Source organism: Catellatospora sp. NPDC049133, assembly GCF_040648455.1.
GTDB classification, from domain to species: domain Bacteria; phylum Actinomycetota; class Actinomycetes; order Mycobacteriales; family Micromonosporaceae; genus Catellatospora; species Catellatospora aurea.
In genome coordinates this window covers 183,745-200,680 of the sequence record NZ_JBEZDT010000007.1, presented here as the reverse complement: position 1 = coordinate 200,680, position 16,936 = coordinate 183,745, and the positions used below count along the sequence as shown (strand labels likewise).

The window sequence follows — 16,936 nt, the reverse complement described above, 5'->3', positions numbered from 1 at the left end:
GGGGCACATAGGGCTCTTACGCGTGGAGGCGACGGTGACCGGTTGGTCCGTCATGATGCGGGGCATCCGGCACCGCTCCGGCCGGTCGGCGGTGGTGCTGGCGCTCGCGGCGTTCGCCACCGCCGCGGCGGTGCTCGCCCCGGCGTACGGTCGCGCCGCGCAGCAGTCGGTGCTGACCGACGCGCTGAGCGCGGCCCCGGCCACCGCCGCCGCGGTCACCGTGACCGCCGAGGGCAGCGCCGACACCGCCGAGGCCGCACACCAGCCGGTCGGTGACACCCAGGCCACGGTCAACGGTGCGCTGGCCAAGGCGCCGCACCTGGCCGCGGTGCTGGACCGGCCCGTCGGCTCGGTCAGCGTCGACACGACGCTGAGCAGCAACCGCACCAACCGCTTCGCCGCCCGGCTGGCCTGGCACCAGGGCGCGTGCGCGCACCTGCGGATCACCGGCGACTGCGCCATCGACGCCGAGCAGGTGCTGCTCAGCGAGCGCGCCGCGGCCGAGGCCGGCGTCGAGGTCGGCGACAAGGTGTCGGTACGCCCCGCGCAGGGCGAAGCGGCGGTCCGGTCCTATGAGGTCGTCGGCCTCTACACCCCGCTCGCCCCGGACGACTCCTACTGGGGCAACAACGGCTACTTCGCGCAGGCCCAGTCGGGCGGCGAGGGCGCGCCGCGCCTGGACGCCGTGTTCACCGGCGCGGAGGACGACGTGCGGCTGGGCGACGCGGTGCCGGTCACGCTGTCCGTGACGTACCCGCTGCGTCCCGATCAGGTGCGGCTGGACGACGTCACCGCGCTGCGCGACGAGCTGGGCACGCTCGGCCTGGCGCTGAACGGTTTCGAGCTGCAGGTCGAGACGGCCCTCCCGTCGATCGTCGAGGACGCAGCCAAGGACCAGGACGCCCTCGCGCGGACCGTGCCCATCATCGCGGTGCCGCTGGTGCTGCTCGCCTTCGTCGTGCTACTGCTGCTGGTCGCGGCGCTGACCGAGGAGCGCGGCCCGGAGCTGGCGCTGGCCCGGTTGCGCGGCTACGGCACCGGCGGCACGGTCCGGTTCGGACTGGGCGAGACGCTGCTGCTGATCGTGCTCGGCGCACCCCTGGGCCTGGCGGCCGGGCTCGGCGCGGTCGAGCTGGCCGCACGTTCGGTGCTCGCCGCGGGCGTACACGCCGAGATCCGGTGGCCCGTGCTCGCCGCCGCCGTGGGCGGCCTGCTGATCGCCTGCCTCGCCGCCTGGCTGGCCGCCCGTGCCACGCTCGGCCGCAGCGTGCTCGGGCTGCTGCGGCGCGTGCCGCAGCGCGGCACCTGGCGCGCGAGTGTGCTGGAGGGGGTGGCCGCCGCGCTGGCGATCGCCTCGCTGGCCGCGGCGCTGCGCGACCGGTCGGCTCCGCTGGCGCTGCTGGCCCCGGCCGCGCTGGCCATCGTCGCCGGCGTGCTCGCGGGCCGGCTGCTGAACCTGTGGTCGCGGGTGCGGCTTGGCCTGGCCCGCCGCCGAGGCCGGCTGCCCGCCATGCTGTCCGCGGCGCAGCTGTCGCGCCGGCCGGGTGCGGCCCGCACCGTCGCGGTGCTGACCGCCGCCGTCGCGCTGCTGACCTTCTCGGCCACCGCCTGGGACGTCGCGGCGGACGCCCGCGCCCAGCGGGCCGACGACGCGGTCGGCGCGCCGACCGTCTACGCCGTCTCCGCGGAGCACCCGCAGGCGCTGGTCAAGGCGCTGGCCGCGACCGATCCGACGAACCGTTCGATGGCCGTGGTGCGCGTCGACGAGCTCTACAACAACCAGCGGGTCGAGCTGATCGGGGTGCAGTCCGAGCGGCTGCCCGCCGTGGCCATCTGGCGCGACCACGACGCCGCCACGCTGTCGCTGCTGGCGGGCCGCCTGCGCGCCGACGCGCCGCAGGTCGCCGAGGTCGGCGGCCAGCTGACCGCCCGAGCCACGGTGAGTTCGCTCGGCGCGACGCCGGCCCGCCTGGGCGCGGTGCTGTCCTCGCCGGGTGAGCCGCCGAGCATCGTCTGGCTGGGCAAGCTGCGGGAGGGCACGCGCAACTACATCGCCGCCGCGCCCGCCTGCGCGGCCACGCCCTGCCGCGTGGTCGGCCTGGCGGTCGGCCGGGAGGCCGGCGAGAGCGGCCCGGTGCAGGTGGAGCTGACCATGCAGTCGCTCAGCTCCGGCGGGCAGCAGCTGCCGCTGCGCTTCGCGGAGTCGAAGGCGTGGCGCTTCCTGGTGGACCGCACGCCCAACGCGACCGTACGGGTCACCCCCGGCACGCAGCTCGGCCTCAGCGTGAACTCCGCCGACCAGGGCGACGTGCTCGTCTCCTACCTGGACACCCCCGCGGAGCTGCCCGCGGTGCTGGCCGGCCCCGCGCCGAGCAGCGACGATCCGGAGCACTTCGACCTGCCCGCGTTCGCCGAGGCGCCGCAGGGGTTCAGCGTGCTGGAGAAGGCCGCGCTGCTGCCCCGCGCCGGTGAGCGCGGCCTGCTGTTCGACCTCGACCTGGCGACCCGGGCCGCCTCCGTGACGCAGGGCCTGTCCGACGCGAGCGACCTGCGCTACGAGGTGTGGGCCGCGCCGGACGCCCCGGCCGACCTCGCCGCGAAGCTCGCCGGCCAGGGCGTGCAGGTGCTGCGCACCGAGACCGTGCCGGACGAGCTGGCCCGGCTCGGCCGCCGCGCCCCCGCGCTGGGCCTGCGGCTCTACCTGCTGGCCGGTATCGCGGCCGCGCTGCTCGCGCTGGGCGTGCTCATGCTCAGCACCCGGCTGGGCGCCGGCGACCGCCGGGCCGAGCTGGCCGCGCTGCGCGTCACCGGCGTACGCCCCAACGTGCTGCGCCGCGCGCTGCGGCGGGAGCGGCTCGCGCTGATCGGCCTGCCGATGGTCGTCGGGCTGCTGGTCGGCGTCGGGGCCGCGGCGCTGATGCTGCCCGGCATCCCGCTGGTCACCGTCGGCACCGCCGGAGCGCCCAACTTGACCGGGGACGTGCTCGGCGCGCTCGTGCCCGGACTCACCCTGGACGCGCTGCCGCTGGCGATCGCCGGTGCGCTGCTGGTGCTCGTGCTGGCGGTGATACGCGGTGGCCGGCTGGTCAAGCGGGCCACCCCTGAACTGATCCGAGGAGGCAGCCGGTGAACGGCACGGTTACCTGTCGCGGCCTGGTCTACATCTACCGGCTGGAAGGCTACGACGTGGTCGCCCTCGGCGGGGTGGACCTGGACATCGCGCCCGGCGAGTCGGTGGCCCTGCTGGGCCCGTCCGGCTCCGGCAAGTCCACGCTGCTCTCGCTGCTCGCGGGGCTGATCCGGCCGGCCGCCGGGCGGGCCACCGTCGGCGAGACCGACCTGGCCAAGGCGTCCGAGTCGGACCTGGCCCGGATGCGGGCCACCGAGGTCGGCGTCGTGCTGCAGGGCGCCGAGCGCAACCTGCTGCCGTACCTGACCGCCGAGCAGAACGTGCGCTTCGCCCAGCGGGCCGCCCGCTCCCACGGCGTCGCCGACCTGCCGGCCCCGCGCGACGTGCTGGCCCTGGTCGGCCTGCTCGGCGTACGCGGCCGGCTGCGCCAGCGCCCGCACGAGCTGACCCCCGGCGAGCGGCAGCGCTTGGCGCTGGCCGTGGCGCTGGCGCACAAGCCGGGGCTGCTCCTCGCCGACGAGCCGACCAGCCAGCTCGACTCCGCCGCCCGCGACGAGGTCATCGCGGCCCTGGAGTCGGTGCGCCGGGCCGGCACCACGGTCGTCGTGGTCACCCACGACCCCGAGGTCGGCGCGGGCATGGGCCGCCAGGTCACCATCCGCGACGGGCGGGTCGGCGGCGAAGGACGGCTCGGCGAGGAGTTCGCCGTGGTCGGCCGGGACGGCTCGGTGCACCTGCCGCCCGACGTGCTGGCGCTGCTCCCGCCCGGCACCAAGTTGCGGGTGCACGCGCGCCCCGACGGCACGGTGCTGCTGGCCCCGGCCCACGCCGCCCAGCCGGGCAGCGCGCTCGTGGCCGCCGACGAGTACGAGCCCGAGGACGACGCGGCGGCCTACTCCCGGCGCGGGCAGATCGTCCCCGACTACAGCCGTGAGGTGGCCTGATGACCCGGATGCTGCTCGCCGACCGCATCACCATGGCGTACGGCAAGGACCGGGCGGTGCTGCGCGACATCAGCGTGGCCGCCCAGCCGGGCCGCATCCTGGCCGTCACGGGCGCGTCGGGCGCGGGCAAGACCACGCTGCTCTGGGCGCTGGCCGGGCTGCTGCGCCCGGTCGAGGGCCAGGTCACCCTCGACGGCACCCCGCTGCGCGACCGCGACCAGGCCGTCACCCAGGGCATCATCCTGATCCCGCAGCACAACGGGCTCGCCCCGACCCTGACCGCGGCCGAGAACGTGCTGGTAGCACTGGTGTCGGCGGGCGTGCGGGCGGCCGACGCGCGCCGGCTCACCGCCGAGGCGCTGGAACGCGTCGGGTTGGCGAACCAGGCCGAGCAGCTGGTCGAGGAGCTGTCCGGCGGGCAGCAGCAGCGTACGGCGATCGCCCGCGGCCTGGCCCTGCGCGGCCCGGTGCTGCTGGCTGACGAGGTAACCAGCGAACTCGACGCCGCCAACCGCCAGACGGTGCTGACCCTCCTGCGCGCCGAAGCCGACCGCGGCGCCGCCGTCGTCTTCGCCACCCACGACCCCCAGGCGGCGGCCGCCTGCGACACCGAACTCCACCTCGTCGACGGCCACGCCACCGCCCCCGCCGCCCACTGACCCGGGCCACCCCCCTCTTTCGCAACTCTTGAAGACTTGCGGCCTCCGAGTCCTTCGGAGGCCGCAAGTCTTCAAGAGTTGTCGCAGGTTGGGGTCAGCGGCTGTAGACCTCGAACTCCCACAGGCTGTAGCCGTAGGTGGTGGCGCGTTGGATGCCCTGCATGCGGACGTAGCGGGCGTTGACGGGGTTGAAGGTGTCGATGTCGACGGAGCCGTTGCCGGTGGTGGTGGACCAGGCGGTGGTCCAGGTGCTGCCGTCGGTGGAGACGTCGATGCGGTACGAGCGCCCGTACGCCGCCTCCCAGCGCAGGATCGTCCGGCCGACGCTGCGTACGCTGCCCAGGTCGACGGTGATCTGCCGGCTGTCGGCGTAACTGCTGCTCCACCGCGTGGTCGGGTTGCCGTCGACGGCGTTGCCGACCGGGTAGAACAGCTGGCTGCCGTTGGCCGAGACCGGGCGTCCCTGGGCCAGGTTGGTGATGTCCTGGCCGCGCTTGGCCGGGAACGACACCACCTGCTGGTACGTGGGCCGGTTCTGCCAGGCGGTCAGCGGCGCGGTGATGCCGCCGAGCGCCGACTGCAGGATCGCGTCGGCACACCACTGGTCCCCGGCCGCGCAGTGCTCGTCACCGGGGTACACCGCGGTCGCGGCCTGCCCGTTCGCGGTGCCGAGCGTGGACAGCAGCACGGTGCGGCAGGCGCTGAGCACACCGTTGCCGCAGTACGTGCGGCCGAGCCCGCCCGCGACCGGGTCGCCGAGCACGGTCCGCACGTCCTTCTCGACGTACCCCCACCAGCCGTGCTGGAAGGAGGAGCCCTTGTGGGCCTGGGCCGAGTTCAGCGAGCCGGGCAGGCTGGAGCCGGGGCCGTTCTGGCCGCCGGACGGCGACTCGTTGATCGACATGGCGTCGACCAGTGCCTGGTAGAGGCCGTTGCCGAGCGCGCCCTGGAACTGGCCGCTCACCAGTAGCGGCCACCAGGCGTCGAAGATCCGGATCGCGTCGGCGTGGGCGTACACCTTGGATCCGGGGGTGGTCTCCACCCGCCGGGCTCCGGCCTGCTGCCAGGCCTTGAGTTTGGCGACGGCGGCGGCAAGGGTGGTATCGGTGACGGACTGGCTCTCGATCACCCGGAGCAGGTCGTCGAGCACCTTCCAGCCGCGCAGGTCGGTGACCCCGGCGTTCTCGACGAGGCTGGTCAGCGAGGCGCGGGTGAACTTGTGCCCGCTCGCGATGGCGGCCTTGACCGGGGCGTCGAGCAGGTCGCCGCGGTGCACCGAGCCGAAGCTGAAGTCGCCGTCGGCCGCCCCGAAGTCCTTGGCCTGCCGGTTGTTCCAGCTGATGTAGTAGTCCTGGTTCACCGACTGCGGGTGGGTGGCGTTGGCCGCCCAGGTCGCGTTGTTGGTCTCGGGCTGGTAACCCAGCCATTCGTACGCCGCGTCGCCGCGTACCGGAAGGTTGGGGTTGTGCCCCGCGGCGCGCTGCGGGTTGCTGCCGGACATGAAGTAGGCGGTGTCGGTCGAGTTCACGTAGAACCAGTTGAACGAGTAGCCGACGTAGCCCGCGGCGGTCTTGAAGTCGGCGGGGGTGCCCATCGCGGCGGGGTCGTTGAACATCTGGAAGCCGATCGCCGAGTCGGCCTCGTGCCGGTAGGTCGAGCGCAGCCGGGTGAACGCGTGCGGCGCGCCGCCGACGGTGGCCCGCCAGGCCACCAGGCCGAGCTTGGTGCGGTACGTGACCAGCTTGTACGACCCGGCGGCGGTGCCGTCCGCGACGCTCGGCGTCCACGCGTTGGTGTGCGACAGCTCCTCCATCGCGGTGCAGACACCCCGGTAGAGGTATTTGTTGCTGGCCAGGGTCGGGGCGCTGCCGTCGGTGGTGCACAGCGGCAGCGAGTAGGTGTCGGTGATGTCGTGCGCCGCCGAGGTGGCGCTCCACGCGTAGTCCTGCCCCCGGCCGAGCAGCACGTACAGGTTGAGCCCGGCGAACGCCGCGCCGCGCGCGCTGATGCCGGGGCCCTGCAGCTCCTGCACCATGAGCAACTGCGGGGAGAAGTAGCCGGTCTGCGGGCCGAACACGGCGATCGGGTGGCCGGTCGCCGAGTGCGCGGCCGAGATCACGGCGGCGTTGGACATGCCCTTGCTCTTGTTGCCGATGGTCAGGCTGCCCAGGGCCGCGGCGATGTCGGACTGCGCGGTGACGGAGCTGGTCGCCGAGCCGGTGGGGTTGGTGACGACCGGTTCGGACACGGCCGAACCCGCGTCCGGCAGCACGACTCCGGCGGCGTTGTCGTCGGCCGCGCCGTACGGGAAGCTCGTGCCGTCGTGCACGGTCAGCACGGCCTCGGGGTCGGTGCGGCTGCGGAACGCGTTCCACACCGCGTCGCCCTCGACCGCGCCGTAGCGGGCCCGCGCGGCGACGCGGACCAGCGCGGACTCCATCTCGCCGCCACCCCCGCCGCCGAACAGGCCGCCGACCACACCCGCGATGGCGATCAGGTCGGTCATCGTGAACTGCACCGGGCCGCCCGCGTTGGTGATCGCGTCGAGGTGGCCGGTGAGCACGTACTCGCCGGGGCAGTTGCGGTCGGCCATGCACTTGGCGATGTACGCGTTCACGCCCGCGATGTAGTTCTGCACGTCGGTGTAGAGCTGAGCGCCCCGGGTGCCGAGGTTCTGCAGGGCGTTGACCTGGGCCTGGAGGTCGGCTTCGGTGTACGGGGCGTTGCGCCACACGCTCTGCTCCAGCGAGCGGTTGCCCGCCGCGCCGCCCGCGAACGGGGTGAGCGTGCCGCGCCCGACGTGGCGCAGCAGGTCCATGGTGAACAGCCGGTCCTCGGCTCCGGCGTAGCCGGCCCCGAACATGGTCCCGGCGCGGGTGGTGCCGGTGACGTGCGGCGTGCCGGTGGCCTTGTCGCGGACCACGGTCACGTCGGAGCGGGGGGAGTAGCTGCGTTCGACCTGCCCGGCGGGCACGCCGAAGGAGGCGTCGTTGAAGTACGACGGGATCTGCTCGTCGGTGAGGCCGGCGTAGTTGTAGACGAGGTTGGCGTACCGGTCGAGCTGGTCGGCCGAGTGCGCGGGCCGGGTGCCGAACGCCTGGTGGCCGAGGATGTCGACGAGGGTGGCGTTGCCGTTCTGGCCGGGCGGCAGGATGTCGGAGCACTCGGCCAGGCAGTAGTCGTTCGGGGCGAGCACGGCCGCGGCGGCGGGCGCCGCGGCGGGCACGAACGTCGCGAACGCACCGGCCGTGACCAGTGCGAACGTGGCGGCTAGGGGGCGTTTGACCCGGGCATTGGGGCGGGTGGCGCGTCGGGACATGGGGTGGATCCCTTCGGCAGGACGGGGGACGGGGCCGCTGATCCGCATCGGACAGCAGGCCCACGCGCAGCCTGACGCGACATGTCCGCCGCCGACGCACTTACGTGAAGCAATTTCGTGTACCGGATGGTAACGAAGTATTCACCGCTATGAAAGAGTCACGCACGATCGTGCGACCGCCCGGCGCACGGCCGGATGATCGCTCGACTTGCCAGGCAGGTGGGCGAAAGCGCGCTCAAGATACGCACAGGTGCCCGGCAAGTCGAGCGATCTTGACGGGCGGGCCGGCGGCGGGCCGGGCGGGGTGGGGTCAGGAGAGGGCGGGCTGATCGGCCGGGGTGGCCTGGCGGGGTACGCGCGGTGCGGCCGCGGGGCGGTGGTCGACCTGCTCGCCGAGCAGCACCCGGCGCACCACGCGCTCGGCGGCCCGGCCGTCCTCCAGGGCGCAGAAGCGCTCCCGGAACGCCGCCCGCCGCAGCCGCGCGTCCTCGCCGTCGACCGCGCCGGAGGCGAACAGCTCGAACAGCTGCTCCTGGGTCGTGGCGAACACGCCGGGGTGCTCCTCGGCGATGTCGAAGTACGCGCCGCGCGTGCGCTTGTAGTACGACCAGTCCGACGCGTACACGGCGATCGGCCGGTCCAGCACCGCGAAGTCGAACATGGTCGACGAGTAGTCCGTGATCAGCACGTCGGCGGCCAGGTACAGGTCCTCGACCCGCGGGTGGCTGGTCACGTCCACGACCCGCGCCGCGCCGGCCGCGGCCGAGGGCCGGTCCTCGTAGAAGTAGTGCGAGCGGGTCAGCACCACGGCGTCCGGGCCCAGCGCCTCGGCCAGCGCGGCGACGTCGAGGTAGACCGAGGTCTTGCCGGCGTTGCCGCCCCGGTGCGTCGGCGCGTACAGCACCACCCGCCGGCCGGGGGCGATGCCCAGCTCGGCCCGCACCCGGTCGCGGTGCTCCGGCTTCGCGTTCACCAGGATGTCGTTGCGCGGGTAGCCGTACTCCAGCGACTCGTAGCGCCCCGGGAAGGCGGTGTTCCAGGCCTGCGTGGAGAAGGGGTTGGCGGCGATGCTGTAGTCCCACTTGGCCACGACTTTGCGCAGCTCGGCGCTGCCCGTGCCGTCGCGCCCGGCGAAGGTGAGCCCGTCCAGGCCCATGAGCTTGAGCGGGGTGCCGTGGTGGGTCAGCACGACCACCGAGCCCGGCCGCTTGACGACGTACTCGGGGAAGTTGGCGTTGCTGATGAAGTACTTGGCCCGTGCCATGGCCCGGAAGTACGCCGGGGACTCCTCGACGACGTAGTCGACGCCCGCCGGGATGTTGCGCACGCGGTCGGCCTTGACCACCCATACGCCGCGGATGTGCGGGGCCAGCTCGCGGGCCTTCTCGTAGATCGCGGCCGGGTTGCAGCTGTAGGCCGCGTTCCAGTACGCGGAGTACACGGCGAGCTGCTCGTCCAGCGGCAGGCGAAGCTGCGCGCGGTAGAGCGCGTACTTGAGGGCGCGGCTCGGCTGGCGGGTCACGCGGCGGGCCTTGGCGCTGACCGACCGCATCCGGCGCAGCATCTGCACAGGCTCCCCCTCGCGTGCGTTCACCTGGGGCGATGGGCCTTTTCGCCGCCCGCTCCGGGACGCGCGGGCCAGTGGCGGCCCGCGGCCATAGTGGGCCAGAAGATAACAGGAAGGGCCGGTCCGAGTAAACAGTCTCTGAACGGTCCGTGACCTGTCCACACGCGGCCTTGGCGGCCGCGGTGATGTGACCGGCGGGTAGCGACTGGCTGAGCGATCGTTCAGGCAATCGGGCTACGCTGTGCTCGAAATCCTGTGATCCAGGTATCAGACCCCGGGAGGAAACGTGGACGCGAACGAGATCGCCGCCGGTCGCGAGCGCTGGCAGCAGCGGTACGACAAGGCGCACAAGCGCCACGCGGACTTCACCACGCTCAGCGGGGTCGAGGTCGAGCCGCTGTACGGCCCCGCCGAGGGCGTCGAGTACCCGGGCTTCGAGCGCATCGGCTGGCCCGGCGAGTTCCCGTTCACCCGCGGCCTCTACCCGACCGGCTACCGGGGCCGCACCTGGACCATCCGCCAGTTCGCCGGCTTCGGCAACGCGGTGCAGACCAACGAGCGATACAAGCTGATCCTCGGCGCGGGCGGCGGCGGCCTGTCAGTCGCCTTCGACATGCCGACCCTGATGGGCCGCGACTCCGACGACGGCCGCTCGCTGGGCGAGGTCGGCCACTGCGGCGTGGCGATCGACTCGGCCGCCGACATGGACGTGCTGTTCGGCGGCATCGACCTGCAGAAGGTCACCACCTCGATGACCATCTCCGGCCCCGCCGTGCCGGTGTTCTGCATGTACCTGGTCGCCGCCGAGCGCCAGGGCGCCGACCTGAGCAAGCTCGACGGCACCCTGCAGACCGACATCTTCAAGGAGTACATCGCGCAGAAGGAGTGGCTGTTCGACCCCGAGCCGCACCTGCGCCTCATCGGCGACCTGATGGAGTACTGCGCCCACGAGATCCCGAAGTACAAGCCGCTGTCGGTGTCGGGCTACCACATCCGCGAGGCGGGCGCGACGGCCGCGCAGGAGCTGGCGTACACCCTGGCCGACGGCTTCGGCTACGTGGAGCTGGGCCTGTCCCGCGGCCTGGACGTCAACGTCTTCGCCCCTGGCCTGAGCTTCTTCTTCGACGCGCACATCGACTTCTTCGAGGAGATCGCGAAGTTCCGTGCCGCCCGCCGCATCTGGGCCCGCTGGATGCGCGACGTGTACGGCGCGACCAGCGAGAAGGCCCAGTGGCTGCGCTTCCACACGCAGACCGCCGGCGTCTCGCTGACCGCGCAGCAGCCGGTCAACAACGTGGTCCGCACCGCCGTCGAGGCGCTGTCGGCCGTGCTCGGCGGCACCAACTCCCTGCACACCAACGCCCTGGACGAGACCCTCGCCCTGCCCACCGACGAGTCCGCCGAGATCGCCCTGCGGACCCAGCAGGTCCTCATGGAGGAGACCGGCATCGTCAACGTCGCCGACCCGCTGGGCGGCTCCTGGTACGTCGAGGCCCTCACCGACAAGATCGAGGCCGAGGCCGAGGCCATCTTCCAGCGCATCAAGGACCGCGGCACCGACGGCACCATCACCAGCGGCATCCTGAGGGGCATCGAGGACGGCTGGTTCACCTCCGAGATCGCCGACTCCGCCTACATCTACCAGCGCGCCCTTGAAGAGGGCCACAAGCGCATCGTCGGCGTCAACTGCCACACCGGCACCATCGCCAAGGACCTCGAAATCATGCGCGTCTCCCACGAGGTGGAACGCGAGCAGGTCAAACTCCTCCAGGCCCGCCGCACCGACCGCGACCAGGCCGCCGTGGACGCCGCCCTCCAAAAGATGATCGACGTCTCCCGCACCGACGCCAACATGGTCCCCGCCATGCTCGACGCCTGCCGCGCCGAAGCCACCCTCGGCGAAATCTGCGACGCCCTCCGCGCCGAATGGGGCGTCTACCGCGAACCCGCCCGCTTCTGAGGCGACGATCTTGCGTGGATGTACCCCACGACATGCCCATATCGGGCGTAAATGGGGCCATCCACGCAAGATCGTCGTGATCTATGGGTGGGGTGGGACCTTTGCGGGGGGATTGTTACGGGCGTGGGAGACTGGGTAACCATGAGCGATCTCCGACCCGGACAGTCGATCTTCACGCGTGGCGCGGTGGATCTCGGCGCGCTGGCCGCGCGCAGTCAGCAGGCGGCGGCGACCCCGGCCGCGGGCGCGGCGGGACCGGCCGGCAGCGGCGGTGACGGTGGTAACGGCGGCGGCTTCCCCGGGGCGCCCGCGGGGGGCGGTCACGTGGTGGACGTGACCGAGGCCAACGTGCAGGACGAGGTCCTGCAGAAGTCGATGAGCCAGCCCGTCGTGGTGGCGTTCCTGGCCCCGGGTTATCCCGAGGTGGACCAGCTGGCCGACGCGCTGGCGCAGTTCAACGCGGCCGACGGCGGCAGCTGGGTGCTGGCGCGGGTGAACGCGCAGGCCGACCCGCGGCTGGCGGCCATGTTCCGGGTGCAGAGCGTGCCGACGGTGTACGCCGTCGTGGGCGGGCAGCCGATCGACGCGTTCGCCGGGCCGGTGCCGCCTGCGCAGCTGCGGCAGTGGCTGGACGCGGTGCTGCGGGCGGGCGGGGTCGAGGTGGCCGTGCCCGATGATCCGCGCCTGGAAGCGGCGGACGACGCCCTGATGATGGGTGACCTCGACGAGGCCGAGAAGGCGTACCGCAAGATCCTGTCGGACTCGCCGAAGGACGCCGCGGCCGAGGCCGGCCTGGCCCAGGTCGTGCTGGCCAAGCGGGTCGCGGGAGTGGACCCGCAGGCCGCCGTGGCCGCCGCCGACGCCGCGCCCGACGACCTTGCCGCGCAGCTGAAAGCGGCCGATGTCGAGGTGCTGGGCGGTCAGGCAGAGCAGGCGTATCAGCGGCTGGTCAATCTGGTGCGCCGCGTCTACGGTGACGATCGGGAGACGGTGCGCCAGCACCTCGTGTCGCTGTTCGCCGTCGCCGGCCCGGACGACCCCGCGGTGGCGGCCGCGCGGCGTGCCCTGGCCAGCGCTTTGTTCTAGAACCGCTAGTGGCCCGTCCCGGACGGCCCGCCCGCACGGTGGGCCGCCGGGAACTCCCCACCAGCGTGCATGAGGCCAGGGGGGAGAGGTATGCGCCGCATCGCGGTTCTCGACGCGCCGTCGAACCTGGGCCTGCGCCCGCCTACCGAGACCTCCGTGCCCGGTTGCGCCAAAGCGCCGGGCGCGCTGCGCGACAAGAAGCTGCTGGCCCGGCTCGACGCCCGTGACGCCGGCTGCCTCACCCCGCCCCGCTACGACCCCGGTGACTGGCGTCCCGGCGACGGGGTGGCGCACGCGCTGCAGATCCACTCGTACAGCGTGCGGCTGGCGGAGCGGATCGGCGCGATCGTCGACGGTGGGGAGTTCCCGCTGGTGCTGGGCGGGGACTGCTCGATCCTGCTCGGCTCGGCGCTGGCCATGCGGCGGCTCGGCGAGGAGGTCGGCGGCCGGATCGGGCTGGTCTTCGTGGACGGGCACTCCGACTTCCGGCATCCGGGCAACGCGCCGTACGTCGGCGCGGCCGCGGGCGAGGACCTGGCCCTGGTCACCGGCCGGGGCCAGACCGAGCTGGCCGGGATCGAGGGCCGCCGCCCGTACTTCCGCGACACCGACGTCGTCGTGCTCGGCATCCGCGAACACGACGAGTACCGCCTGGACCTGCAGGCGGCCGGGTTCGCCACCCGCCCGGCGACCGCCCTGCGCGCCGAGGGCGCCCGCCGCACCGCGCAGTGGGCCCGCGAGCGCCTGGCCGACTGCGCCGGCTACTGGGTGCACATCGACGTGGACGTGCTCGACCCTGCGGTCATGCCCGCGGTCGACGCCCCCGAGCCTGGCGGCATCGCCCTCACCGAGCTCGAACTCCTGCTCACCGGCCTGGTCAACACCCCCGACTGCCTCGGCATGGAGCTGACCGTCTTCGACCCCGACCACGACCCCGACGGCCGCCATGCCGCCGAACTCGTCTCCACCCTGGTCACCGGCCTGGCCCCGCTGCTCCCGCCCAAACGCCCCACCCGCGCCCGCGTCCCCACCCCCCGCACCCCCACCCCCACCCCCACCCCCGACAAACGCACCGCCGCCTGACCCTTCCGCGTTGATCATGAACTTATGGCACGGCTCGACGGTGTGTCCCGGCCACAACCTCATGATCAACAATGAGGGTGGAGGGTATGCCCGGCGGTGGTGTGGGCTACCCGGGGCGGAGGTGCGCGCACGAGGGGCGGCCTCGGCGGATACTGTGGCGCGCATGCCCGCTGTGCTCTCGACCGCGACGACCGTCGTCGCCCTGCTGCTGGCCGCCGTCGCGTTGCTGGCGGCCGCGCTCAACCGCGCCCCGGACCGCGTGCAGCTGATCGGCACCGTCGTGGTCAGCGTCGCCGCGGTGCTGCTGGTCGGAGCGGCGGTGGCGAGCTGGATCGGTGGTCACTCGCCGCGGGAGACCACGACCTTCCTGGGGTACGCCCTGACGATGCTGCTCCTGCCCGCGGGCGCCTGGATCGTCGGCAAGATGGAGCCCACCCGCTTCGGCAGCGTGATCATCGGCGTGGCCGCGCTCATCGTGCCCGTGCTGGTGTTGCGCATCGGCCAGGTGTTCGGTGCCTAGGCCCGTCAACACCGGCCTGGGCCGCGTGCTCGTCTTCGTGTACGGCCTGTTCGCCGTCGCCGCGACCTGCCGAGCGGGCGTGCAGATCATCATGAAGTTCAGCGAGGCCCCGGTCTCGTACCTGCTCAGCGCCCTGGCGGCGGTGCTCTACATCGTCGCGACGGTCGGCCTGGTGCGCGGCGACGCCGGCGGTCGCCGCCTGGCGCAGGCCTGCTTCACCGTAGAGCTGGTCGGCGTGCTCGCCGTCGGCACGCTCAGCGTGCTCCAGCCGCAGGACTTCCCCGACGCCACCGTGTGGTCCGGCTTCGGCGAGGGCTACGGCTACCTGCCACTCGTGCTGCCCGTGCTCGGCCTGATCTGGCTGCGCCGGCCACAGCCCGCGCCTGCCAGCAGGCCGGAGCAGCCCGCCGCCCCGGAGCAGCCCGCCGCCCGCTGAACCGGCCCCGTCGTCCGGGGAGCTCGGCACCGCCGCCCCGGATCGCTTGACGCGGTCCGGCGAGACCCGGCGGCGCCGAGCGGCCGCGCGGGTCAGGCTTTGGCGAGGTGGTAACGCGTGTAGTCGCGCAGCTTCAGGAAGGACCGCTCGGCCTTGCCGTGGTAGTACCACGGGTCGCGGGTGACGAGGTCGTCTCCGATCAGGGCGAAGCAGCGTTCGGCCTCGGCGAAGTGGTCGCCCAGCGCGAACGCCATGGCGAACGCGTTCCACACGTGCGGGGTGTACGGGGTGCGGCGGTGAGCCGGGTGCCAGATCGAGTTCTCGGCGGCGGCCACCAGCTCGTCGCGGATCTCGTGCTGCTCCAGGTATTCGTCTTCCTTCTTGCGGGAGAGCCATTCCTCGATGTGCGCCTCCGCGATCAGGCCACCCAGGTTCGTGGCGGGGTGGGCGGCGGCCCGCTCGCGCGCGAACCGGAACATCAGCTCGGAGCTGCCGTACCACTTGCCGCACACCGCCTGGAGCATCCGACCGTGGGCGCGCTCGTCGGCCGGGTCGACCGCGATCACCGCGTCGAAATGCCGCTGGATCTCGGGCAGGCCTTTGGAACGGGCCTTGGCGAGGGTGATCAGGCCGGCGAGCGCCCTGACGTTATGCGGGTCCCGGTCGAGAACGTCGTCCAGGCAGTTCTCGGAGACCACCAGCCGCTGCCGGAACAGCTTCCAGCCCTCTTCCGTCACGGTGGAAGCTGTGCCGCTGCCCCGGGCGTCCCAGGCCCAGTTGATCGCCGCTAGGCCCTTGAGGAGCAGCGGCAAGGTCGGGTCGGGGTCGGTGCGGACGGCGTCGTCGATCCACTCCATCAGCCCGGACTTCGACGAGGCGATGCCGACGTAGTACCCACGCAGCACCGGATCGGGGTTCATGATGATGCTGCGCGCGGCCGGCCAGTCCCGGTTGCCCAGGTGCATGCTCAGGCGCCGGGCATCAGGATCACCGAGGAACGGATCGATCGCGATCTCCGGTGGAGGCTCCTCGGGTGCCACCCTGCTCTTCTTACGAAACGGCCACATGCCGCGCGAGCCTAATGGCGACTCGCGTATCCCGCTGACCTCCGAAGATAGCGACGATCTTGCACGAACGGTCGGTGTCCTGTCCGGTACGAGCCGGCACACCCGCCGTTCGTGCAGGATCGTCGTCGGGGTCAGGCCCCTTCTTCGAGCTTGTGCCGGGTCCAGTCGCGCCACTTGAGGAAGGCCTTGCCGGGCTTGCCGTAGTAGGCCCACGGCTTGCGAGTGGCCAGGCCGTCGCCGATGCGGGCGAAGCAGCGCTCGGCTTCGGCGTAGTTGTCGCCCATCGCGAACGCCATCGCGAACGCGTTCCACAGGCGTGGCGTCTCCAGCCCCTCCCGGAAGGCCGGGTGCCAGATCGACTGCTCGGCCGCGGCCTTCAGATCGGCGCCGACCTCGGGCTGCTCCAGGTACGCGTAGTCGCGTTTGCGGGACAGCCACTCCTCGAGGTGCGCATAGGCGATGAGGGCCGGCAGGCCCGTGCCGGGGTGGGCCGCGGCGCGCTCGCGGGCGAACTCGAACATCAACTCGGAGCTGCCATGCCACTTGCGGCACACCGCCTGCAGCATCGACCAGTGGGCGTCCTGATGCGTCGGGTCGACGGCGATCACCGCGGCGAAGGCCCGCTGGATCTCGTCCAGCCCCTTGGACCGGGCGTTGGCCAGCGTGATCATGCCGACCAGCGCCTCGACGTTCATCGGGTCGCGGTCGAGGACGTCGTCCAGACAGTTCTCGGCGACCACCAGTCGCTGCGCGAACACCTTCCATGCGTCGTCCGAGACGGAATCGGCGTAGCCGCCGCCCCGTGCCTCCCAGGCCCAGCCGATCGCCTTGAGCCCCTTGACGAGCAGCGGCAGGGTCGGCTCGGGATCGGTCCGGACGGCGTCGTCGATCCACTCCATCAGCCCGGACTTCGTCGAGGCGATGCCCACATAGAAGGAGTGCCGCGCCGGGTCCGGGTCGTCGATGATGGTCCGCGCCGCGGCCCAGTCCCGATCACCCAGCAGCCGGCTCAACCGGCGCGCGTCGGCGTCCCCGAGGAACGGGTCGAACGTCATCTCAGGCTCGGGCGCCTCCGGCGCCACCACAGCCTTCTTCCGAAACGGCCACATGCCCCGCGACCCTAACCGTCACCCCGGGACCCCGCTGCCCCCGAAGATCCCGACGA

Annotated in this window: 11 protein-coding genes and 1 pseudogene; 8 read left to right on the top strand and 4 right to left on the bottom strand. The window is 72.6% G+C overall.

What is annotated here, in order from left to right:
* Positions 1 to 34: 34 nt before the first annotated feature.
* From AB0B35_RS10330 to AB0B35_RS10320, 3 genes are read left to right on the top strand one after another with little or no spacing between them, the layout of a single operon-like run.
* Positions 35 to 3,130, top strand: coding sequence for an FtsX-like permease family protein (locus AB0B35_RS10330; RefSeq protein WP_361043193.1), 3,096 nt, complete (start codon positions 35 to 37; stop codon positions 3,128 to 3,130).
* A complete protein-coding gene (locus AB0B35_RS10325) occupies positions 3,127 to 4,074 on the top strand; it encodes an ABC transporter ATP-binding protein (RefSeq protein ID WP_361043191.1) in 948 nt (315 codons plus the stop codon). The genes AB0B35_RS10330 and AB0B35_RS10325 overlap by 4 nt, the downstream gene beginning before the upstream one ends.
* Positions 4,074 to 4,733, top strand: a complete 660-nt coding sequence (locus AB0B35_RS10320) for an ATP-binding cassette domain-containing protein (protein WP_360520797.1) — start codon at positions 4,074 to 4,076, stop codon at positions 4,731 to 4,733. Before AB0B35_RS10325 ends, AB0B35_RS10320 begins: the two co-directional genes overlap by 1 nt.
* A gap of 94 nt (positions 4,734 to 4,827) precedes the next feature.
* Here AB0B35_RS10320 and AB0B35_RS10315 read toward each other — a convergent pair whose 3' ends face one another.
* Positions 4,828 to 8,052: a penicillin acylase family protein gene (locus AB0B35_RS10315; RefSeq protein ID WP_361043189.1), complete on the bottom strand. Its 3,225-nt coding sequence runs from the start codon at positions 8,050 to 8,052 to the stop codon at positions 4,828 to 4,830.
* A 310-nt stretch (positions 8,053 to 8,362) separates the two neighbouring features.
* Positions 8,363 to 9,616 (bottom strand): CDP-glycerol glycerophosphotransferase family protein, encoded by a 1,254-nt coding sequence (locus AB0B35_RS10310; protein WP_361043384.1) that lies wholly within the window; start codon positions 9,614 to 9,616, stop codon positions 8,363 to 8,365.
* A gap of 289 nt (positions 9,617 to 9,905) precedes the next feature.
* Between AB0B35_RS10310 and AB0B35_RS10305 the strand changes: the two genes are divergently transcribed.
* The 5 genes and pseudogenes from AB0B35_RS10305 (at position 9,906) to AB0B35_RS10285 (ending at position 14,704) form a co-directional block, all read left to right on the top strand.
* A complete protein-coding gene (locus AB0B35_RS10305) occupies positions 9,906 to 11,579 on the top strand; it encodes a methylmalonyl-CoA mutase family protein (RefSeq protein ID WP_361043187.1) in 1,674 nt (557 codons plus the stop codon).
* Between the two features lie 141 nt (positions 11,580 to 11,720).
* On the top strand, positions 11,721 to 12,665 hold the full coding sequence (locus tag AB0B35_RS10300; protein ID WP_360520788.1) for a tetratricopeptide repeat protein: 945 nt from the start codon (positions 11,721 to 11,723) through the stop codon (positions 12,663 to 12,665).
* A 90-nt stretch (positions 12,666 to 12,755) separates the two neighbouring features.
* A pseudogene (locus AB0B35_RS10295) lies at positions 12,756 to 13,658 on the top strand (arginase family protein); the annotation flags it as partial.
* Between the two features lie 253 nt (positions 13,659 to 13,911).
* Positions 13,912 to 14,268 (top strand): hypothetical protein, encoded by a 357-nt coding sequence (locus AB0B35_RS10290; RefSeq protein ID WP_361043184.1) that lies wholly within the window; start codon positions 13,912 to 13,914, stop codon positions 14,266 to 14,268.
* Positions 14,261 to 14,704 (top strand): hypothetical protein, encoded by a 444-nt coding sequence (locus tag AB0B35_RS10285; RefSeq protein ID WP_361043181.1) that lies wholly within the window; start codon positions 14,261 to 14,263, stop codon positions 14,702 to 14,704. Before AB0B35_RS10290 ends, AB0B35_RS10285 begins: the two co-directional genes overlap by 8 nt.
* 92 nt (positions 14,705 to 14,796) lie before the next feature.
* Here AB0B35_RS10285 and AB0B35_RS10280 read toward each other — a convergent pair whose 3' ends face one another.
* On the bottom strand, positions 14,797 to 15,744 hold the full coding sequence (locus AB0B35_RS10280) for a hypothetical protein (protein WP_361043178.1): 948 nt from the start codon (positions 15,742 to 15,744) through the stop codon (positions 14,797 to 14,799).
* 158 nt (positions 15,745 to 15,902) lie between these two features.
* A complete protein-coding gene (locus AB0B35_RS10275) occupies positions 15,903 to 16,880 on the bottom strand; it encodes a hypothetical protein (RefSeq protein WP_361043176.1) in 978 nt (325 codons plus the stop codon).
* Between the last annotated feature and the right edge of the window lie 56 nt (positions 16,881 to 16,936).